The organism is Planococcus koreensis, assembly GCF_004761975.1.
GTDB classification, from domain to species: Bacteria; Bacillota; Bacilli; order Bacillales_A; family Planococcaceae; genus Planococcus; species Planococcus koreensis.
Genome location: NZ_RQII01000067.1, coordinates 12,936 through 34,134, shown reverse-complemented (window position 1 = coordinate 34,134; position 21,199 = coordinate 12,936). Strand labels below are relative to the sequence as shown.

The window sequence follows — 21,199 nt, the reverse complement described above, 5'->3', positions numbered from 1 at the left end:
TTTTCGTTTGAAAAAGGCGGAGCAGCGCCGGATATGTTACACTAGAGGCATCGAAAAGAAGGTGGAATAGGACATGAATTTTATAGAACAGTTAAGCCCGATTTGGCAAGAAAAATGGAAAAAAGCAGGATATGAAACGGCGATGCCGATTCAGGAACAAATGATTCCGGAAATGCTCGCAGGAAATGACATCGTTGCGGAATCTCCGACAGGAACAGGAAAAACATTGGCTTATTTATTGCCGATTTTGCAGCGCATCAACCCGGAGAAGCCGGCTATCCAAGCGATGATCATCGCCCCGTCGCAGGAGTTGTCGATGCAAATCGTCAATGTTGTGCGCGAATGGATTGAAGGCACCGATATTACGGTAACGCAATTGATCGGTGGAGCAAATATGCAGCGCCAGTTGGAAAAACTGAAGAAAAAGCCATCGATCGTTGTCGGAACGCCAGGGCGATTGAATGAGTTGGTGAAAAACAAGAAATTGAAAATGCATGAAATCCGTATGCTCGTACTTGATGAAGGCGATCAGCTGATGGCACGCGAACACCGCAATATCATGAAAGACTTGATTGAAAAAACCCAGCATGGCCGCCAGCTTATCCTGGTATCGGCGACGATCACTGAAGAAGTGGAGCTCGTAGCTGACCGTATGATGCAGCATCCGACACGCCTTAAGGTGAAAGCTGAAGATATGCCGATGCAAGGCAAAGTGACCCATTCGTTCATCAAAGTGGACGAACGGGAAAAAACTGAAATGCTGCGCAAGATTTCCAATCTGGAAAACGTCAAAGCACTGGCATTTGTCAATAACTTGGACCAATTGCTGATGAAAGAAAACAAATTGAAGTACCGCGATGCGAAAATTGTCGCACTGCATTCTGAAATGAAAAAAGACGAGCGCAAAAAAGCGCTTGACCAGTTCCGCAAGGGCGAAGTGTCTGTCCTGATTGCGACAGAGGTGGCTGCACGCGGCCTTGATATCGACCAGGTGACGCACGTCATCCACGTCGATGTACCGCAGACAATCGAACAATACCAGCACCGTTCAGGCAGAACCGGCCGCGCCGGAGCAGACGGGGAAGTCCTCACACTGCTTGCTTATGCAGATGAACGCCATTATAAAAAATTCACCAAAGAGCTTCCGTCAAAACCGGTCCAGAAGATTCTCCACGGAGGCCGTCTGGTTGAAGGGAACAGCAAAACAATTTCTGAAAAGGGGAGTAAAAGATGACTTTCCAACAAAAGCTGGAGCAGTATGCTGAACTGACTGTCCAAGTCGGCTTGAATGTCCAAGAAGGCCAGCTCGTCATGATCAATACAACGATTGACACGGTCGATTTCACGCGGCTGGTTGTAGAGAAAGCATATGCAGCGGGTGCGAAGCGGGTCCATGTCAATTACACAGATCCGCTTCAGACAAGAATCCATTTCGAAATGGCTCCAGACGAAGCGTTCAATGAATATCCACAATGGTCCGTCATGCAGCGTGATGAAATTATCGATACGGGGGGCTCATTCTTGTGGATCGATGCCGAAGACCCGGATTTGCTGACAGGCATTCCAGCCAAGCGATTATCCGATTCCCAGAAATCCGCCGGTAAAGCATTAGAACGCTACCGCCAAGCGGTGGGGACGGATAAGATTGCCTGGTCGATCGTTGCCATTCCGTCAAAAGGGTGGGCACAGAAAGTCTTTCCGGAACTTGATGAGGAAAAACAGCAGGAAGCGTTATGGGAAGCGATTTTCAAAACAGTGCGAATTGGCGAAGGCGATGCTGTGGACCAATGGAAACAGCATATCGGTTTGCTTGAACAGCGGGCTTCGCAATTGAACAGCAAAAAGTTCAGCAAGCTGCATTACCGTGCGCCGGGCACAGATTTGACGATTGGGCTGCCGGACAAACATATATGGATGACGGGCGCTGCAAAAACACCGCAGGGCAATCCGTTCATTGCAAATATGCCGACAGAAGAAGTTTATACGGTGCCGTTGAAATACGGCGTCGATGGTGTGGTTTCGAATACAAAACCTTTGGTTTACCAAGGCAATATCATCGACGGTTTCAAACTTGAATTCGCCAAAGGGAAAATTGTCAATGCGACAGCGGAGCAGGGACAGGAATTATTGGACGAAATGATCCGTTCGGACGTTGGAGCGGCCTATCTTGGCGAAGTGGCTTTGGTGCCGCATCATTCGCCGATTTCGGATTCAGGCATCCTGTTTTTTAACACATTGTTTGATGAAAATGCTTCGAACCACTTGGCAATCGGCGATTCTTATCCGACGTGTTTTGAAGGGGGCCGTGATTTGGAACGCACCCAGCTTGAATCGGTCGGTTTGAATACGTCCATCGTCCATGAGGACTTTATGATCGGCAGTGCGGAGATGGATATCGACGGAATCCATGAAGACGGCACGAGCGAACCGGTTTTCCGCAATGGAAACTGGGCATTTTAAGAGGTGGATAATGTGAAGAAGAGCTTGATGATGATGCTGATATTCATGCTATTGGCGAGCGGTGCCGCAACTTCACACGCGGCGGTTCGTGTGCCTGCAAGCTATGTGGCAATCGGCGACTCCTTAGCAGCTGGCCAGACGCCGAATTCAGAAATTGATGCAGGCTATGCAGACATGATTGCACAGGAATTGGCGCGGCAGCAACCCGTCGCTTTTTATACGAAAGATTTAGCGTTTCCCGGTTTTACGACACAAGATGTTCTTGACCGGATAACTTCCGAAGAAGCACAAGATGTATTGAAGAATGCGAACATCATTACGGTGTCAGCTGGCGCAAACGACTTGCTGAGGCTGGTGTCAGCTGACCCTGCGGAAGGATCATTGTCGTTCGGGCAGATCCAAGTGGATTTTGCGTTGAATGGCGCACGAGCGAATTTGGAAAAAATCCTTGCAGAGCTGGAGCAGCGCGCTCCGGAAGCGGACGTCTATGTTATGGGCTATTATTTCGCCTATCCGCATGCCCGGGAGTCCCAGAAGGCAGGGACTGCTTTGCAGCTCGACCGGCTTAATGAAATCCTGGAAACGACCGCACAGAAAAATGGTGCGGAGTTTGTGCCTGTGGCTGATGGATTCGGTGATGACGCAGTTGGCCAGGTTCCAAACGCAGCGGATGTTCATCCGAATTTGAACGGCTACCAGACAATGGCGAACGCTTTTTTCGATGTTTACCAAAAAGGCTGGACAGTGGAAGACTGGGAAGTGCCTGCCGCGGCTCCGGTTTCTTTTGAAGAAATCCAGGCTCAGCAGGATGAAGAGTCTTCTGGTGAAATGGAAGGAAGCTCAGCGGCCATGAATCCGTCGCGGCAGAATGCTGCTGGACTATTGGCGCTGAAAGAAGCCATTCCTTATAGTTGAATAGAAAAAAGAGTTGCAGCGAAATCGCTGCAGCTCTTTTTATTTTATCGTTTTGATTGTGGTGTTTTATATTGGCCGGCGTTGCTGGCTTTTTTTTTGTTCATAGCTTTGCGGATAATCGGGTAAGCGATTGGTGCGAATTTAATCGCAGTTTTCAATATACGTCCTAATGCCATTTAAATCTCTCCTGTCATCGGTAAGTTAGTTTATTATTCCCACTAGGTGCTTGCTTTAAACATTGGCAGGCGATAGGGCGAGTGCCAATAAGATATCTTTATACTGATGAACGCTTTCAATTTCTACATATTCCGCATTTCCATGCCAGTCATCGCCGGTCGGGCCGAACTCGATTGCCCCTTCGCCGCCATTGACCTCCGCATAATAGCGGGTGTCAGCTGCACCATGCTGCCCAAATAAGACAGGGGTGTCGCCGGTTGTATCTAAAATCGCTTTTTCCAAAGACTGGATGGAGCGGTTTTCTTTTGTGGTCGTCAACGCCGGCGTAGAGCCGCTGGCTTTGTATTCCATGTCGACGTTGAGGCGCTCTGCCAATTCTTTCATCTGGCGGACGATTTCCTCTTTGTCCTGTCCCGGCATGAAACGGATATCGTAAGACATTTCACAGATTTCCGGCACAACGTTGTAGCGGTCGCCGGCTTTGATGATCGGCAGATTGACCGACGGCTGCTCGTAATATTCCGTCGACTCTTTGCGGAATGGCAAGTCAGCCATCCCTGCGTGGAATTTCATTGCGGATTCAATTGCGTTGATGCCTTCCCACGGGCGGCTGCCATGCGCCGGTTTGCCTTTGAATGTCAGATCCATGCGCAGGATCCCTTTTGACTGCAGGCCGATTTTCAATCCGGTAGGTTCGCCGCAAATGACAAAGTCTCCCGTATAGCCTTGTTCAACGAGCCATTTCGACGTGTTGCGGCCTCCGATTTCCTCATCGGTAACGATGTGGAGCTGCACGATCCTGTTTAATTTGGAGGCGTCCAAATCGACGAACGCCTGCATCATCGCTGCGACTCCCGCTTTCATATCCGCAGACCCGCGCCCGTAAATGCGCCCGGCTTCTTCAATAGGCACATATTGTTCCGGATGCCCTGGCACCACATCGACGTGGCCATTCCAGACAAGGGTTTCCGAGCCTTGGCCTTTGATGGCTGTCAACATCTTATAACCATTATTGTCGTGGACCTGCACGTCCTGGCCATTCTTCTCTAGCCATCCCGCACAATATTCAAGCGCTTCATTGGCGCCTTCTTTCTTATCGCTTTGAATTTTAATCAATTCTTTCAAAAGCTCAATCATCATATATACAGCAGCAAATGTTCTTGCTGCCTCCACCACCTTTCTTGAATTTCTCGCTATATACCTGTTACCCTGCTGGGGCTGCTTAAAACAGGTTTGCATTCAAGAAAGCGCTTGTGTACAATAAAAGTGTAAGAAAATAATTGTATACACCACAAGGGGAGCTATTTGCTGAGAGTGAACGTATTGTTCTTACCCTTTGAACCTGTAAGTTAACACTTGCGCAGGGATGTGGATGGAAACCTGCCCTTACGCGGCGCCAGGATCTATCTTGGCGCCGCTTTTATATGGTTTTAATTCGCGGCCCTTCTGGTGATGTGCACAACACATAAGGAGGAAGCTATGAGAAATTTACGAGTGATTTTAATGGTGGAAATCGCGATTTTTGGTGCGTTGGGCTTTGTGCTCGACTTTATCGCATTCAAAATGCCGCAAGGGGGCTCGGTCAGTCTGGTGATGATTCCAATCGTCCTGATGGCTTTCCGCAGAGGCGTTCTTGCCGGCGTATTGACGGGCGTATTGGTCGGCCTGCTGCAAATAGTGACGGGAACGGTTTCCGTGACACCGTTGTCGTTCGGCTACGTCGTGCTGCAGGTTATCCTGGATTATCTGGCGGCTTACGGTGTCGTCGGATTGGCGGGGATCATGCGTGGAAGATACTTGCAAGCGGCTGAAAAAAAGCGCACTGGCCAAATGCTGTGGGCTGTCGTAGCCGGAGTTCTGATCGGTTCATTGCTGCGCTATGCCATGCACGTGGTAACAGGCATCCTGTTCTTCGGCATGTTTGCGGAAGGCAATGTGCTGGTGTATTCGGCAGTCTATAACGCAACTTATATGATTCCGGTATTCCTGCTGGCTGCATTTGTCTGTTCGGCACTATTCGCAGCCGCTCCGAAACTGGTACACGCAAATCAATAAGAAAAGAGGGGACTATTGTTGTGATAGTCCTCTTTTCTTATGGTATAATTTTTCATAGACAATTTGAAAGAAGGGTTATTCAATGATTGCTACTACAGAACAAGATATAGAAATGCTGAAAAAAGCCGGCCGTATGGTAGCCGAAATCCGCGAGGCGATGAAGGCAGCAACAAAACCAGGCGTGACGACAAAAGAAATCGACGAATTGGGCGGACGCCTGTTCGATGAACTGGGCGGCGTGTCCGGCCCGAAATCGGAATATGATTTCCCAGGTTTCACATGCATCAGTGTGAATGAAGAAGTGGCACATGGCATTCCAGGCAGCCGCGTTATCAAAGATGGCGATATGGTCAACATCGACGTATCAGGTTCTTATGAAGGATATTTTTCCGACACTGGCATCTCTTTTGTCGTCGGCGAAGGCCATGATGAAAAAGAGAAGCTTTGCGAAGCGGCTGCATCTGCATTCGATTTTGCGATGACGAAAGTCAAAGCGGGAGCGAAGCTGAACCAGATCGGCAAAGCGGTCGAGCGCGAGGCGAAGCAGCAGGGCTTGTTCGTCATCAAGAACTTGACGGGGCATGGCATCGGAAAATCGCTTCACGAAGCGCCTCAACACATCTTGAATTATTACGACGCTTGGGAAAAGACCATTCTCAAAGAAGGCATGGTCCTGGCAGTGGAACCGTTCATTTCCCAGAAAGCTGAGCACATCATTGAATCAGGCGATGGCTGGACTTTCATCACGCCTGACCAGTCGTTGGTGGCGCAGATCGAACACACAGTGCTTGTCACAAAAGGCGAGCCGATTTTACTCACTAAATTAGACTGAACGCCAAAACGCACCGGAATAGATTCCGGTGCGTTTTTATTGTGCAAAAAACCCGTATGGAACGGAGTCCACACGGGTTCATAGCTAGTCGGTTCAAGACCGTTTTTTGATCAATAGAATACCTGTGAAAATGACGCCGCTCAGAAACAGCGAAGCCGTCGTCACCAGGAGTTCTTCCGTACCATGCTTTACAGCGATGCCAATGAAGGCCCAGATGAAAACCACAGCATATGGAATGTCGTAATGGTGAAAGCGGATATGGAGCGCAAGAGCGGTTCCCACTGTCAGCATGATTACCACCCATAACTGGTCGCTGAGGCCCCAGCCGCCCCAATTATAGAAAGTGAGCACGTAGCTGACATTGGCGATGGTAGCGACACTGATCCAGCCCATATTGACGGATATCGGCAGGCGCCCGGTCCATGACCGGTCTTCGTTGCTGTACTGCAGATAAAGCGCAATGAGTGAAATCAGGTAGCCGGCCATTGCGGCAAGCGTCCACGCGAAAAACTCATAATGCCAGAGCAGCAGCCAAATGATATTGAAGGCGGCGCTTAAGGTGAAAAATAATGTGACTTTATATGAAGGCAGCTCGCCTTTTTTCCAACGTACCCAAAACCCGATGATCCAGGCAGCCAGCAAGATATAAATGACGGACCAAATAGAAAATACATAGCCGGCAGGCGTAAACAGGACGGGCAGCCGATTGGAAATATCGCCGGTGGTTTGTCCGTTCAGCGGCAGAATATTCGCCAAGGCATTAAGTGTGACGACAGCTAAGAATGCCAGTGTCATCAGCAATATTCGAACCATAAGAGATCCCTCCTCTCATTTAAGTATAACTGCCTGCGTTTCGTACAACAAACGGAATTTCCAAAAAAATCAATAAAACAAGCGCTTTGTGAAATGTTCGGACACTTTTTCGCACAAATTTCCAGTGGGTTCTGCTGGAAGAGATCCTTTGCCAATCGAATAATAATGGTATACTAATAAGTGTTTTTAGAAAATTTAGTTTACCAGGGGGAAAAATAATGACGGTGAAATTTCCGGAAGTGTGGGATTTGGATGTACTTTTCCCGGGCGGCAGCGATTCAGCAGAATTGCGCTCACATATCAACGAAGCAGAAGCGGAATTAGAGCGATTTGAAACGACGGCACAGCAATTCGAAGTGCCTTCTTCAGCAGCAGAGGCAGGGCGGATTTCCGCATTATTAGATGATGTGAAATCACTCATGCAGCAGCTCCGCCAATCGGGCGCTTTTATCGGCTGCTTGATGGCACAGAATACGGAAGACAAAAAAGCGGCCATCCTGCAGAGCGAGTCCGCTGCCTTGTCGGCGCGGTTCCAGTCTGCCTTACAGAAAATCCAGAAAGACTTGACGAAAACGGAAGCCCGCGTCTGGACGCAGCTGCTGGAAACTGAAGAGCTTCATGAATTCAGCTTTGTCTTGAACGAGTGGCTGGAAGAAGCGAATATGCTGCTTTCCGAAAAAGAAGAGAATCTCATTACAGCATTGAGCATGGATGGCTACCATGGCTGGAGCCAATTATACGACATGCTTGTTGGCGATATTAAAATCAAGATGGCAGTCGATGGGGAAGAAAAAACCTTGTCTGTTGGCCAGGCCAATAATCTGAGTTCGCACCAAGATCCGGCTGTGCGCCAGGAATCGTACGACAAACTTGAACAGGCATGGACGGAAAAAGAAGACTTTTTTGCGAAAGCATTAAACTCGATTGCCGGTTTCCGCCTGGAAGTTTATAAAAAACGCGGCTGGGACAATGTCCTTCAAGAACCGCTCCATATGAACCGCATGAAGCAAGAAACGCTGGATGCAATGTGGGGAGCGATTGCCGCACATAAACAGCCATTCGTCGAGTATTTAAACCGCAAAGCCGAGCTGCTTGGCAAAGATGGCCTTGACTGGTACGACGTCGATGCGCCGGTAACAGCAAGTACCCATCAATTCACCTACCAGGAAGGTGCAGAATTCATTCTAGAGCATTTCGGGAATTTCGGCCCTGAATTGCAAAAATTCGCCTTGAAAGCGTTTGAACAGGGATGGATCGAAGCGGAAGACCGTCCGAACAAACGGCCAGGCGGATTTTGTACCGGGCTGCCCATGACTGAAGAGTCCCGTATCTTCATGACCTACAGCGGCTCGATGTCGAACGTGGCTACGCTTGCCCATGAACTGGGACACGCATTCCATACACACGCGCTGCGGCCAGTGCACCCTTTGAACCGTTCTTACGCAATGAACGTCGCAGAGACGGCTTCAACGTTCGCTGAGATGATTGTAGCGGACGCGGCTGTTAAAAATGCACAGTCAAAAGATGAAAAAATCGCTTTGCTGGAAGATAAAGTCCAGCGCAGTGTCGCGTTTTTCATGAACATCCATTCGAGGTTCTTGTTTGAGACGCGCTTTTACGAAGAACGCAAAAAAGGCGTTGTTTCAGCGAGCCGCTTGAATAGCTTGATGGAAGAAGCTCAAAAAGAAGGGTTTGCCGGCGGATTGAAATCGACCCATCCGCATTTCTGGGCATCGAAGCTGCATTTCTATATCACGTATGTGCCATTCTACAACTTCCCCTACACGTTCGGCTATTTGTTCTCGTTGAGCATCTACGCAAAAGCACTGGAAGAAGGAGCGGATTTCGAAGAGAAATACATGGCATTGCTCCGGGATACGGCGATTATGACCGCTGAAGACCTGGCATTGAAGCACCTTGGCGAAGATATTACGCAGCCGGCATTCTGGGAAAAAGGGATTGCCCTGTGCGTGAAAGACGCTGAGGAATTCAACGCTCTGACTTCATCTGTGGATTGATATGAAGCTGAGATTCGAGGGACGCATTTGTTATATCCGGACCTTGGCAGTTGAAGACGCGGATGAAATTGTCCAGTTGCTGCTGCGCAACCGCGAATACTGGGCAATTTATGAACCGCGCCATCCGGACAGCTATTTCACGGCCATGGTGCAGCGCGAGAAGATCCGGGAATCCATATACCAGTCACGTGAAAACCGGGAGTACAGTTTTGGCATTTTTGAAGTGGCCACCAATAAAATGATCGGCCATATCTCCATCTATGGCATTAAGCGGTTGCCGTTCCTGAGTGCACTTGTCGGGTATTCAATAGATGAATCCGCAACGGGCAAGGGCATCGCTACTGAAGCGGTCGGGCTTGTGCTGACATTCGGCTTTGAAGAACTGCGCCTACACCGCATCGAGGCGTATGTCTCGCCGCGCAATGCCGGATCGGTACGGGTACTTGAAAAATCGCGTTTTCAGCGCGAAGGCCTGCTTAAAGAATTTTTGTATATCAATGGAGAATGGGAAGACCATTACCAATACGCTTTGCTTGAAAGGGAGTTTTGAAAGGGCAAGGCCGCCTATAAAAAGTGGCGGAACACACTTGCCCGCTGGTTCTGGGAATAGACAATACGAAAGGGAGGATTCGACATGGATCGAAACAAACTTTTTGCCTATCACCAATGGGCGACTGCTGAATGCCTGAAACATGTTCAATCGTGCGGTGAAGATCTCTATGCACGGCCAGGGGAGAATTCATTCGCTTCGATAGAAGAGACGACAAAGCATGTAATCGGCGTCGAGAAGCTTTGGCTGCAGCGCATGATGGGGAATCCGAAACCGGCTTTTGAGAATTTTGATGTCTCGACAGTCGAAAAAGCCATCGAAGCTTTTAGCTTACTGCACGCTGAAATGGACTTGTATTTTGCGTCGCTCAATGAAGAACAATGGCAAGAGACGCTGGACTTCCAGAATATGCGCGGCATCGATTTCAGCAATTCGCGGGAAGAAATGCTGTTCACGGTCATTAATCATGCATCTTACCATCGCGGACAAGTAACGTCGTTTCTGCGCCAATTCGGCTATAGTGGGATCCCGCTTGATTATATCTATTTTAAAAAATAAAATGACTGCACAAAACCGCTAAGGGAAGTTCCCTTAGCGGTTTTTTGATTTGAAAAACTAATGCAGTTTTATTTTTTATTGCCGTCTACAATCAAGTCCAATTTGCCGGTGGTTGGATCGATCACCAAGCCGTGGACCGGGACCGTGTTGTCCATCAACGGATGATTCGTGACCATTTGGACACTGTGGCGAACGCTTTCTGTTACATCGTCAAAGCCCCGGAACCATTCTTCAAGGTCCACTCCAGAATACTTCATCATTTCAATGGTCTCTTCTTCAATGCCCCGCGCCTTCATTTTGCTTAGAATCGATTGTGGGTCGATAGCGGACATGCCACAATCGTAATGTCCGATAATATAGATTTCGTCTGCATTCAATTCATAAACTGCTACGAAAAGGCTGCGCATAATTCCGCCGAAAGGGTGGTTGATAACAGCTCCAGCACTTTTGACGATTTTCACATCGCCATTTTTTAAGTTCATGGCTTTCGGCAGCATTTCAAATAGCCGGGTATCCATACAAGTCAAAATAACGATTTTCTTATCAGGGAATTTTGTCGTGATGTATTGTTCATATTCTTTCTTCTCAACGAACTCTTGATTGTATTCCAAAATCTGTTCAAGCATCGACATGGTATATTCCTCCTTAAAGCTCTTTTCTCCAGTTTAGAACAAATTTCTGAAAAAAACGACTAAAACTATGCTGGAAAAGTAAAAACATTTACGCCAATAAATTTTATCCCCCCTTAGAAACAATAAGTTAAGGGGCTTTTAAAGTTATCGAATAGATAAAAAAGCCCGGAAGCGATAAGCTTCCGGGCTGCATGTGTTTAGCGTGAAATTTTTTCAAGTTTGCTGAGCATGACAAGTGAACGGCCAGTACCGATTGCAACAGACTCAAGCGGTTGTGGTGCGATGTGCACAGGAACAGAAATTTCTTGTGACAGCCATTGCTGCATGCCTTTCAGCAATGCGCCGCCGCCTGAAATCACAACACCTTGGTCGACAATGTCGCCTGACAATTCAGCCGGGCAGTTTTCTAGTGTTGCACGGATGCATTCAAGAATGGAAAGAAGTGATTCTTTCAATGTTTCCTGAATCTCAGTGGAAGTCAGTGTAACCACTTTTGGAAGGCCCGTCATGACGTCGCGTCCGCGGATTTCCATGGTTTCTGATTTATGTGGAACTAGGGCATAGCCAATTTCTTTTTTGACATTCTCGGCAGTGCGCTCGCCAATCAACACGTTATAATGCTTGCGGACGTATTGGATAATGTCTTCGTCCATGCGATCGCCGGCAACTTTTACTGTGTTGGCAGATACGACGCCGCCGAAAGAGATGATGCCGACTTCTGTTGTGCCGCCGCCGATATCGACGATAACGCTGGCGATCGGCTCGCTGACAGGGAGGTCGGCGCCGATTGCTGCTGCTACTGGTTCTTCAATCAAATGAACGGTTTTCGCGCCGCTTTGTTTAACTGCATCATGTATAGCTCGGCGTTCTACTGAAGTAGCGCCGCACGGAGTACAAACCATCACATTCGGTTTGCGGAAAGAAGTGCCCATTTGTTTAGCCGCTTTTTGCATAACCATTTTCAATAATTCAGTAGTGACATCGAAATCTGCGATAACGCCATCTTTTAATGGGCGCACAACACGGATTGAACCTGGCGTTTTGCCGATCATGGCTTTTGCATCTTCGCCAATCGCGATAACGCGGCCAGTCTTTGTATCTAAAGCAACCACTGAAGGTTCATTTAAAATTATGCCTTTTGATTTTGTGTATACTAAAATATTCGCTGTTCCTAAGTCAATTCCAATATCTGTTGAAGAAAACATGCCTAAACTCCTCCTAATAATAAACAAGTACCATTTTGCATTTTACCACGTAAAAAATGCGGTAAAAAGAACGAAACAGGAAAATGATACATAAGAAAGGTCTTATGTTGGAAAAGAAGCCATTTTATAGGGTATAAAGGCATATATTGTCATCCTGCTGTAAAATAATTGATGTTGAACTGTAATAAATAAATTATATCGAAACAATAAAAAACACCGCTTTTTTAGGAAGAATTCGCTGTTTTTAGACAAACTTGAAATTGAAGTCGTCCTTTTCATTTCGCTTCAGACGGACGCTTTCCGCGGGCGAGCGCCGAGCCGCTTCGTCGCTTCGCTCCTGCAGAGTCTCGCCTGTCTCGCTATCCCGCTGGAGTCGCCGTCTTCCGCTTCATTCAAGGTGAATCTTAATATCTAATCATTTCTTATATGGGGTAAAATAAAAGAGAGAAGTATCTACACTTTGTTTATTATCACTAGATATGGAGTAAAACAGATCCGACTCCCAAGGGAGCAGTGAAGCGATGAAGTGGCGAAGTCCACTCGGGTTTAAGCACGAGTTAGTTCGGCGCAAGCCCGCAGGAAAGAAATTGGCCGAAGATAGTTCGGTCAATTCTTTGCGACGAAGCTAGCGCAGCGATGCAGGAGCATATGTTTTAGCGGGGCTGTTTTGCGAAATATCGACTATTTATAAATTTCAACTATATAAGCTGAAATTAAGAATTAGCACAAATATGCCGCTTCGGCGCTTTGGACAGAGCAAAGACGATTGCTCCTGCGCAAGCTCGTCGCAAAGTAAATGGTCCTAATTTCATTTGGCCATCTCCTTGGCTCCCGCAATAAGCCGAGAAAATCACTCGTCTTATTGCTTCGCCCAGTCCGAAGCCGCGCCGGCGCTAAGATAGTTTTCGATATGGAGCAAAACAGCGGAGACGCCTGCGGAATAGCGAGACTCTCGAGACCCCGCAGGAAGCGTAGCGACCGAGGAGGCTTGGGAGCGAGCCCGCGGCAAGCGAAGCTGTTTTGTGGAATATCGATAACCGGAATCATTAATTCAATTTATATAGTAGCTCATACTAATAAAAACACGCTTTCTCAGTGAGAAGCGGTGTTTTTTATTAATATTTTTTTTTCTGGAAGTGGATCAACGTGTTCTGCATCATGAGTATGAAGCTCTTTGCGCAAAAAGTACATCAAAGTGAAAAAGAACAGGAAGATTACAACCATAAACCCGAGGGTTACTGTAACGCCATATAACATAGTGATAACTCCTCTCTAAACTGTCATTATCAATATTTAGTATACATGATAAGCTGGGAAAAATTAAGTGTCGAATTAGCGATACTTAAAAAGCCCAGTTGCCTCCGCGGAAAACAGGCTCGCGCGTGCCGTCCTCTAGAATGCCGTCAATGTCCATTTTCTCAGAACCGACCATAAAGTCGACATGCGTGATGCTTTGGTTCAAGCCGTGCGCTGTTAGTTCATCCGGTGACATTGTTTTGCCGCCTTCCAGGCAGAATGCGTAGGCGCTGCCGATGGCAAAATGGTTAGAGGCATTTTCATCAAATAATGTGTTGTAGAACAAAATATTTGAATCGGAAATCGGTGAATGGTGGGGCACAAGCGCCACTTCGCCCAAATGGTGCGAACCTTCATCCGTGGCGACCAATTCCTTCAAAACTTCTTCGCCTTCGGCAGCTGTGACTTCAACGATGCGGCCGTCTTTGAATGTGATTTTGAAATCGTCGATGATGTTGCCGCCATAGCTCAATGGTTTTGTGCTGGACACAAAGCCGTTTACGCCTGTTTTTTCAGGAACGGAAAAGACTTCTTCAGTCGGCATATTTGCCATGAACTTGTCGCCTTTTTCATTGATCGAGCCGGCTCCGCACCATAAATGGCCTTTTGGAAGAGCGACTTCAAGGTCGGTGTTCGGTGATGTATAATGCAATTTCGCGTATTTTTTGCTGTTCAGGTAATCCACTTTGGTGTGGAGCAATTCATCGTGCTTGATCCATTCTTCCACAGGATTGTCGCGGTCAGCCCGCACTGCTTTGAAGATGGCATCCCATAAGGCATCGACTTGCTGTTCTTCCGGCAAATCGGAAAAGACTTTGGCAGCCCATGCTTTTGAAGGTGCTGCAAGAACGGTCCAGCTGATTTTATCGGATTGGACGTATTGGCGGTATTTGTTCAACGCCGTTCCTGTCGCTTTTTGGTTGGCTGCGATGCGTTTTGAATCGATGCCTTTCAAGAGGTCCGGACTTTGGGAAACGATGCTCATGAAAGCAGCGCCTCTTTCGGCAAGAATTTCGCGCTCCTGGACTTTCCAAGCAGGGTAATCGGAAAATGAATCTTCCGGCGCCAGTTCAAAGCGGACGCGTGTGATTTCATCGTCAAGCCAGTCGACATAAACTTGTTTAGCACCAGCCTCGTATGCTTTTTTCGTAACCACGCGGACAAATGGTGCTGCGTCCAATGCTGCAACTATGTATAATTCCTGATCCTTTTGGATATTAACCCCTACATTTACTGCGAGTTCTGCATAACGCGTCAATTTTTGTTCAAATGATGTCAATTGAATCTCCCCTTTCATCCTTCCCATTTTAGCAATTTTCAGATTGCCCTGGCAATGTTTTGGCAATAAAAGGCGGAAATAAATAACTTGCAAAATTCATTATAAAAGTTTATATTATAAACAAATGTTTGTTCGGGAGGTGGAAATGTGAATAAGAAGGAAATCGAAGTGCTGGAATTGATTCGGAAAAACCCGTATTTATCCCAACAGGAAATGGCGGAGCAATTGAGTGTTTCGAGGCCGACAGTGGCGAATCTGATTTCCGGATTGATCAAGCAAAGGAAAATTGCGGGACGGGCGTATATTCTGCCAGAAGAAGATACGGTGATTTGCATCGGCGGCGCGAACGTGGACCGCAAATTTCGTTTGGAGCATGCGGCGCAGATGGGAACTTCCAATCCGGCGAGCGTCAGCCGCAGCATTGGCGGTGTGGCGCGCAATATCGCAGAGAACCTTGGGCGCCTCGGCCATTCGGTGAAGCTCATGTCAATCGCCGGAAATGATCCGGAATGGAACTTGATAGAAGAAGCATCCAAATCATTTATGAACACGGAATTGACGAAAGTGGACGCTGCTTTGTCGACGGGCACCTATACGGCAGTACTGGAGCCCGGAGGTGAAATGGTCATCGCAATGGCGGACATGGCGATTTATGAAGCCATGACGCCCCAATACATCCGCCGCAGCGAAGCAGATCTGTTGTCAGCTAGTTTTATCGTGTCGGATTTGAATTGCCCGGCTGACACACTGGATGAAATCCATAAGCTGGCGAAATCCAAGAGGATCCCTTTTGCCGTCATTCCGGTTTCAGAACCGAAAATGAACCGCTTGGGCAAGGATTTGATTGGCATTACGTGGCTGATTTTAAATCGCGGAGAAGCTGGCCGCTTTTTGGATCGTTCTATTTCAACAGAGGAGCAATGGCGGCAAGCAGTTGAAGAGCTCATGCGCCTCGGTGCTGAACATGTCGTGGTCACAGGCGGCAAGGAAGGCGTAATGGCTGGAACAGGCGGGAATGTCCGCCATTATGCGGCGCACCCGGTACCCGCTATCGTAGAAGTGACAGGAGCGGGCGATGCTTTTTCCAGCGGAATCATCCACAGTTATCTGAACGGGCAGCCATTCAACAGCAATATTGAAGCAGGGCTTGCCAATGCGGCGAAAACCCTGCAAAGCGCATTGACTGTGCGCAGCGATTTATCCGCTGAACAATTACAGCGAGAACTGGAGGAACGAACATGACAAAATTAGCAGACATGATTACCTATTCAACTGAAGTACAACAGGCAATGGACAACAAGCAGCCGGTGGTGGCACTCGAATCCACGATTATTTCACACGGCATGCCGTATCCTCAAAACGTTGAAACAGCGCGAATCGTTGAAGCGATCATCCGCGACAACGGGGCAGTGCCAGCAACAATTGCCATCATGGACGGAAAAATCAAAATCGGTTTATCCGATGACGAATTGGAACTTTTGGGCAATAGCCCGGACGTGGCGAAAGTATCTCGCCGCGACATCGGCCAATTGATCGCGACGAAAAAATTGGGTGCCACTACAGTTGCAGCAACGATGATTTGTGCTGAGCTGGCAGGCATCCGTGTATTCGCAACTGGTGGAATCGGCGGCGTTCATCGCGGTGCCGAAACGACAATGGATATCTCAGCGGACCTTGAAGAATTGGCTTCAACGAGCGTAGCGGTTGTTTGTGCAGGCGCGAAATCGATTTTGGATATCGGGCTCACGCTCGAATACCTCGAAACGAAAGGTGTTCCGGTCATCGGCCACCAAACGGATAAAATGCCGGCTTTCTATACACGCGACAGCGGATTTGACTTGACGTTCCGTGCAGACGATGTGGCTACGATGGCTAATGTCCTCAAAGCGCAATGGGATCTTGGGCTTGAAGGCGGAGCGGTTATCGCCAATCCGATACCTGAAGAGCATGCGCTGGAAGAGTCTTTCATTTCCGGGATTATCGAACAGGCAATGGCGGAAGCCAAGGCGCAAGGCATAGCAGGCAAAGAAGTGACGCCATTCCTGCTTGGCAAAGTGAAAGAACTGACGGGCGGATCGAGCCTGGTTGCAAACATTGAATTGGTAAAATACAACGCTCAAGTCGGCGCGCAATTAGCTGTAGAACTAAATAGGCTATAGGAATCGATTTACGGGAAGCCCTCCAAAAGAGGGCTTCTTTTTGCATAAACAGAGGGTTTTAGTGTTTTCATTGGATGGCTTAACGGGTACAGAAAAACAAGGAGCTGAAATGCATGAAAACAGATGTATTTATCAGTGGCGGCGGAGTGGGAGGTTTAACACTTGCCCTGAAGCTTGTCCAAAGGGGCGTAGATGTCGTAGTGGCTGAGCGGCTGACGAATAAGACCCCGGTATATAAAGGTGAATTATTGCAGCCAAAGAGCATGCAGATTTTCGACCGCCTTGGCCTGTTCGATGCTATCCATTCAAGCGCCAATGAAATCAAAGTGCTCGATATGCTGGAATTATCAAGTTCCCTTAAAGTAAGGGACCAATCATATATGGATTACAGCGTGCTGCCCGGCAAATACGATGCGGCTTATATGATTCACCATGAAGAGTTGAAAAAAGTCCTGCGGGATGCCGCAGCAGAATACGGAAATTTCCATTATTACAGCGGCACCGCCTGCAAAGGGTTTACGGAAAAAGCGGCGATTTTGCAAAAAGGCGATGACAAGTTCGAAGTCGAGGCCGATTATTTCATCGGCGCAGAAGGGCGCACATCGGTAACACGCAAAGATATGGGCATTGAAGTGAAGCAGACGCTCTACAACCATCATTTCCTGACAGTCACTTTTCCGAGAGCGGAAACCTTCAAGGATGGCAAAATCATCTCCACGTACAATCGGTTCCTCGGTCTCTTTCCATTGCCCGACCAGCAAGTGCGCAGCGTTTATCTGATCCCTGAAGGCGATTACCAGGAGCTGAAAAAAAAGCCCATCAGCCATTTTCATAAACTTTATACAGATTTGGCGCCAGCCGTGGACGGTTATGTCCAGCAATTGAAAGACTGGAAGAAAATCCAGCTGATGATACCTGTGATGTACCACGCGCCTTCGTATGTAAAAGGCAATAAAGTGATTATCGGAGACGCTGCCCATGCGGTTCATCCCATGGCAGGGGAAGGGATGAATATGGCGATCCAGGATGCGGATGTCTTAGGAGAGCTATTGGCCGACATGCTTGAACAGGGTGATGCTTCTGATGACAATCTGACATGGTACGAGAAAGTCAGGTACCGGCGAGCTGAACACGTGATCCAGCTCAGCCACTTGGCGGCGCTCGCCTATTCATTTCCCTTCAAGACGGTAAGCTATTTCCGCCAAAAGACGTTTGAGCGTATGGAAGAAGATTCTGTACTCCACTTTAAACAAATGCTGAATGTTTCCGGCCTTGGGATGTGGAAAGAGAATTTCCGCGACCGGATTATCCAAGGCGGGTTCATGCCGGTCCGAACCACTGATTTGAAGCCCGATATGAAAGAATTGAAATACTACACCAAGAATGATGATTATCCGTGGAAAGTGGAGGGACTTAAATGATAGATGTGATGAAAATGATTACAGCAAGAATGTATATGAAGCGGAACGAGCCATTCTTATCGAGCTGGCACGCCTATGTCGGCTACGAGCTGGATTTGTTCAAAGCTTTCGGGCGGCCGATGAGCAAATTCGATGTGGCGGATGCCCTGCAGCTGGATGAAGATTTGCTGGAACAATGGATCATGGTGGGTTTGTCGATCGGCCATTTGAAAGAAGCGGGAAGAGGACGCTACAAAATCGCGAATGCCTGGAAGCTGCCTAAGCCAAAAGGCAATAACTCGTCGGGCGTTCTATTGAAAGAAATGATGGAATTGCATATTCCGACGCTGCTCCAATACCCGGAAATGATGCGGGAGAAAAGCCGAAGCCATTTTGACGAAGAAAAGCATGCACCGACAGTCGCTGAAACGAGCAGGCTGCTGGAAGTCCTGGCAATGCCGAAAATGTCGAAAAAGATTCGGGACAATGAATTTAAACAAGTGCTGGATATCGGCTGCGGGGAAGCGGGCTATATCAAGAAGCTTGCCAAACGTTTTCCTGATACCCATTTTACGGGCATTGAAATCAGTCCGGCAGTTGCAGAGAAAGCCGAGCAGCTGACCCAGGATGATGCCAATATCGAAATCGTCAATGCAGATTTATGGCATTATCAACCGGAGCGGCAATACGATATGGTGATGCTGAATAACGTCATCCATTACATTGACCTGGAAAAACGCGAGGCGCTATTTACGGAATTGGCAAGCTGGCTTGAAGAAGGCGGGATATTCTCGGTCGTTACGCCAATCGCCGGCAGCGTCGACGATCCGCCATTTGCCAACGTCTTCAACAGCTTTTTCTCATCCTTTGATAACCTGTACCGCCTGCCGACACGCGAAGAGCTTGCCGAGTGGGGGGAGACAGCGGGATTGAAGCTTCTCGGCATTCACACGGTCATTAAAGAAGGCAGCTGGTACATCGTCCAGTATTCAAAATAAAAAATCCCTTGCTTTCCAAGTGCTTCTTGGATAACAAGGGATTTTTTTATTTGCGCAACGAACCAAGTTCTTTGGCGATGGCCTGCATTTCGTTCGGCGTGATGTTTTCACGGCTCGCGACCATTTCGTATAATTCTTTCAAGTCTTCGTACTGGGAAGCGTTGAAATGTTCAGGCTTCATCGCATCGACGTTGACCATGCGCAATTTCGTTTTTATCTCTTCAATCATGTACGAAACATTTTCGTTGGATTGTTTTGAAAGATCCATGATGGGTTCCTGCCTTTCGATAAGGTATAACCCATCATTTCACTGTTCAAAAAAAATGTCAATTGCCAGATTGCGCTGCTGCTTTTTCTTCTTTGATTTTTGCGACAATGCGTTTTGTTTCCAAAGCGATGACGCCGGACAAACCAAGCAATCCGATTAAGTTAGGAAGTGCCATTAACCCGTTCATGATATCCGAGAACATCCAGATTACATCAAGTGATACGGTCGCGCCGACGAATACCATTGCGATGAAAGCAATGCGGTAAACGATTAACAGCGATGGGTTTTTAAAGAGATACTGGAAGCATTTCTCGCCGTAATACGACCATCCGATAATCGTTGAAGAAGCGAAGAAAATCAATCCGACTGCTACGATGATCGGTCCGACCGGTCCGAGGAATTGTTCGAAAGCGGCTGTCGTCAATGCAGAACCTTCATAGGCATCATCCATGTACAAGCCGGACATGACGATGGTAACGCCTGTAATCGAACAGATGATCAACGTGTCGATAAATACTTGCGTCATCGACACGAGAGCCTGGCGGCCAGGCATATCCGTTTTCGCAGCCGCAGCCGCGATTGGTGCAGATCCGAGGCCCGCTTCGTTGGAGAAGACGCCGCGCGCAACGCCGTAGCGGATAGCGGCACCGATTGCTCCGCCGACAGCCGCTTCGCCTGTGAAGGCTGCGCTGAAGATCGTCGCAAATGCCGGGCCGATCAATTCAAGGTTCATGACCATGATGGCCATACCAGCGATAATATAGAAAAGTGCCATGAATGGAACAAAATAAGAAGTGACTTTACCGATTGTTTTGATGCCGCCCAAAATGACTGCGCCGGCAAAGACCGTTAAAATAAGTCCAGTGATCCAAGTAGGGACGCTGAATGTATCGCGCACAACGGCAGCTACAGAGTTCGACTGAGTGCCGTTGCCGATGCCGAATGCGGCAATCGCGCCGAAAATAGCGAATAAGACGCCGAGCCATTTTTGTTTCAGCCCGTGCTCAAGGTAATACATCGGTCCGCCGGCCATTTGGCCATTGGCGTCGGTGACGCGGTATTTGACGGCTAATACTGCTTCGCCGTATTTCGTGGCCATTCCGAAGAATGCAGATAGCCACATCCAGAACACAGCTCCCGGTCCGCCAAGTACAACAGCTGTTGCAACACCGACGATATTACCGGTACCGACAGTTGCAGCCAAGGCGGTGGAGAGGGCCTGGAAATGCGTGATGTCGCCGACGGATTCCTTGTCCTGGTTCTTTGTGAAAACCAGTTTCAGTGCGTAAGGCAGCAAGCGCACTTGCAGCAGCCCAAGGCGGATGGTCAAGTAAATTCCGGTTCCCACCAATAAAATCAAAAGCGGGGGACCCCACACAAAACCGCTGACTTCTCCTAAAAATAATTCTAATTGTTCCATTGAATCTTCCCCCTTATGTAGTTAAGTCGTATCGTGGACAGTCGAATGCTCACCACCTTTAGAGTTAATATTCCGAAATATTAAACGAAGAGTCAAGCTTTTTCTGAAAAATAAACAGACATGAAAGTTTAGTTTTCAGATGAAGAGGGAAAAAACCACAATAG

The 21,199-nt window shown here is 48.0% G+C and carries 20 protein-coding genes and 1 riboswitch; of the genes, 12 read left to right on the top strand and 8 right to left on the bottom strand.

The window, feature by feature from the left end:
• Positions 1-73 precede the first annotated feature (73 nt).
• Genes EGV91_RS15320 through EGV91_RS15310 form a run of 3 tightly spaced genes read left to right on the top strand, consistent with a single transcriptional unit; the run spans position 74 to position 3,375 of the window.
• The gene (locus EGV91_RS15320; protein WP_135505201.1) at positions 74-1,234 is read left to right on the top strand and encodes a DEAD/DEAH box helicase; all 1,161 of its coding nucleotides are present in this window, start codon (positions 74-76) and stop codon (positions 1,232-1,234) included.
• Positions 1,231-2,460, top strand: coding sequence for an aminopeptidase (locus EGV91_RS15315; RefSeq protein ID WP_135505199.1), 1,230 nt, complete (start codon positions 1,231-1,233; stop codon positions 2,458-2,460). The genes EGV91_RS15320 and EGV91_RS15315 overlap by 4 nt, the downstream gene beginning before the upstream one ends.
• Before the next feature lie 12 nt (positions 2,461-2,472).
• Positions 2,473-3,375 (top strand): SGNH/GDSL hydrolase family protein, encoded by a 903-nt coding sequence (locus EGV91_RS15310; RefSeq protein WP_338325061.1) that lies wholly within the window; start codon positions 2,473-2,475, stop codon positions 3,373-3,375.
• 44 nt (positions 3,376-3,419) lie between these two features.
• Here the strand turns inward: EGV91_RS15310 and EGV91_RS17420 are convergent, their stop codons facing one another.
• Together EGV91_RS17420 and EGV91_RS15305 are read right to left on the bottom strand one after the other, a co-directional pair.
• Positions 3,420-3,551 carry a hypothetical protein gene (locus tag EGV91_RS17420; RefSeq protein ID WP_241666202.1) on the bottom strand — a complete coding sequence of 44 codons (132 nt, stop codon included), beginning with the start codon at positions 3,549-3,551 and terminating at the stop codon, positions 3,420-3,422.
• 55 nt (positions 3,552-3,606) lie between these two features.
• Positions 3,607-4,689 (bottom strand): M20 family metallopeptidase, encoded by a 1,083-nt coding sequence (locus tag EGV91_RS15305; RefSeq protein WP_175580327.1) that lies wholly within the window; start codon positions 4,687-4,689, stop codon positions 3,607-3,609.
• A gap of 147 nt (positions 4,690-4,836) precedes the next feature.
• A riboswitch (TPP riboswitch) is annotated at positions 4,837-4,936 on the top strand.
• Between the two features lie 95 nt (positions 4,937-5,031).
• On the opposite strand from EGV91_RS15305, the gene thiT reads away from it, so the two are divergent.
• Positions 5,032-5,607: an energy-coupled thiamine transporter ThiT gene (gene thiT, locus EGV91_RS15300; RefSeq protein ID WP_135505195.1), complete on the top strand. Its 576-nt coding sequence runs from the start codon at positions 5,032-5,034 to the stop codon at positions 5,605-5,607.
• Positions 5,608-5,689: 82 nt separating this feature from the next.
• The gene (map, locus tag EGV91_RS15295; RefSeq protein WP_135505193.1) at positions 5,690-6,439 is read left to right on the top strand and encodes a type I methionyl aminopeptidase; all 750 of its coding nucleotides are present in this window, start codon (positions 5,690-5,692) and stop codon (positions 6,437-6,439) included.
• Between the two features lie 93 nt (positions 6,440-6,532).
• Here the strand turns inward: map and EGV91_RS15290 are convergent, their stop codons facing one another.
• The gene (locus tag EGV91_RS15290) at positions 6,533-7,252 is read right to left on the bottom strand and encodes a tryptophan-rich sensory protein (protein WP_135505191.1); all 720 of its coding nucleotides are present in this window, start codon (positions 7,250-7,252) and stop codon (positions 6,533-6,535) included.
• 218 nt (positions 7,253-7,470) lie between these two features.
• Between EGV91_RS15290 and EGV91_RS15285 the strand changes: the two genes are divergently transcribed.
• From EGV91_RS15285 to EGV91_RS15275, 3 genes are all read left to right on the top strand, one after another.
• Positions 7,471-9,270: a M3 family oligoendopeptidase gene (locus EGV91_RS15285; protein WP_135505189.1), complete on the top strand. Its 1,800-nt coding sequence runs from the start codon at positions 7,471-7,473 to the stop codon at positions 9,268-9,270.
• Position 9,271: 1 nt separating this feature from the next.
• Positions 9,272-9,820 (top strand): GNAT family N-acetyltransferase, encoded by a 549-nt coding sequence (locus EGV91_RS15280; RefSeq protein WP_135505187.1) that lies wholly within the window; start codon positions 9,272-9,274, stop codon positions 9,818-9,820.
• An 84-nt stretch (positions 9,821-9,904) separates the two neighbouring features.
• The gene (locus tag EGV91_RS15275) at positions 9,905-10,378 is read left to right on the top strand and encodes a DinB family protein (protein WP_135505185.1); all 474 of its coding nucleotides are present in this window, start codon (positions 9,905-9,907) and stop codon (positions 10,376-10,378) included.
• 68 nt (positions 10,379-10,446) lie between these two features.
• Here EGV91_RS15275 and EGV91_RS15270 read toward each other — a convergent pair whose 3' ends face one another.
• The 3 genes from EGV91_RS15270 to EGV91_RS15260 form a co-directional block, all read right to left on the bottom strand.
• Positions 10,447-11,010 (bottom strand): beta-class carbonic anhydrase, encoded by a 564-nt coding sequence (locus EGV91_RS15270; protein ID WP_135505183.1) that lies wholly within the window; start codon positions 11,008-11,010, stop codon positions 10,447-10,449.
• Positions 11,011-11,207: 197 nt separating this feature from the next.
• Positions 11,208-12,215: a rod-share determining protein MreBH gene (mreBH, locus tag EGV91_RS15265; RefSeq protein ID WP_135505181.1), complete on the bottom strand. Its 1,008-nt coding sequence runs from the start codon at positions 12,213-12,215 to the stop codon at positions 11,208-11,210.
• A gap of 1,342 nt (positions 12,216-13,557) precedes the next feature.
• Complete coding sequence (locus EGV91_RS15260) at positions 13,558-14,790, bottom strand: aminopeptidase (protein ID WP_135505179.1); 1,233 nt, start codon at positions 14,788-14,790, stop codon at positions 13,558-13,560.
• A 147-nt stretch (positions 14,791-14,937) separates the two neighbouring features.
• Between EGV91_RS15260 and EGV91_RS15255 the strand changes: the two genes are divergently transcribed.
• The 4 genes from EGV91_RS15255 to EGV91_RS15240 all read left to right on the top strand — a co-directional run bounded on the left by EGV91_RS15255 (position 14,938) and on the right by EGV91_RS15240 (position 19,347).
• Positions 14,938-16,032 (top strand): carbohydrate kinase, encoded by a 1,095-nt coding sequence (locus EGV91_RS15255; protein ID WP_135505177.1) that lies wholly within the window; start codon positions 14,938-14,940, stop codon positions 16,030-16,032.
• A 14-nt stretch (positions 16,033-16,046) separates the two neighbouring features.
• Complete coding sequence (locus EGV91_RS15250) at positions 16,047-16,949, top strand: pseudouridine-5'-phosphate glycosidase (protein ID WP_277751550.1); 903 nt, start codon at positions 16,047-16,049, stop codon at positions 16,947-16,949.
• Between the two features lie 113 nt (positions 16,950-17,062).
• Positions 17,063-18,370, top strand: a complete 1,308-nt coding sequence (locus tag EGV91_RS15245; protein ID WP_135505173.1) for an FAD-dependent oxidoreductase — start codon at positions 17,063-17,065, stop codon at positions 18,368-18,370.
• A complete protein-coding gene (locus EGV91_RS15240; protein ID WP_135505171.1) occupies positions 18,367-19,347 on the top strand; it encodes a class I SAM-dependent methyltransferase in 981 nt (326 codons plus the stop codon). The genes EGV91_RS15245 and EGV91_RS15240 overlap by 4 nt, the downstream gene beginning before the upstream one ends.
• Positions 19,348-19,393: 46 nt before the next feature.
• Here the strand turns inward: EGV91_RS15240 and EGV91_RS15235 are convergent, their stop codons facing one another.
• Entirely contained in the window at positions 19,394-19,615 is a 222-nt protein-coding gene (locus tag EGV91_RS15235) for a DUF1128 domain-containing protein (protein ID WP_135505169.1), read from the bottom strand.
• A 58-nt stretch (positions 19,616-19,673) separates the two neighbouring features.
• Positions 19,674-21,035, bottom strand: coding sequence for an alanine/glycine:cation symporter family protein (locus EGV91_RS15230; RefSeq protein WP_135505167.1), 1,362 nt, complete (start codon positions 21,033-21,035; stop codon positions 19,674-19,676).
• Positions 21,036-21,199: the final 164 nt, after the last annotated feature.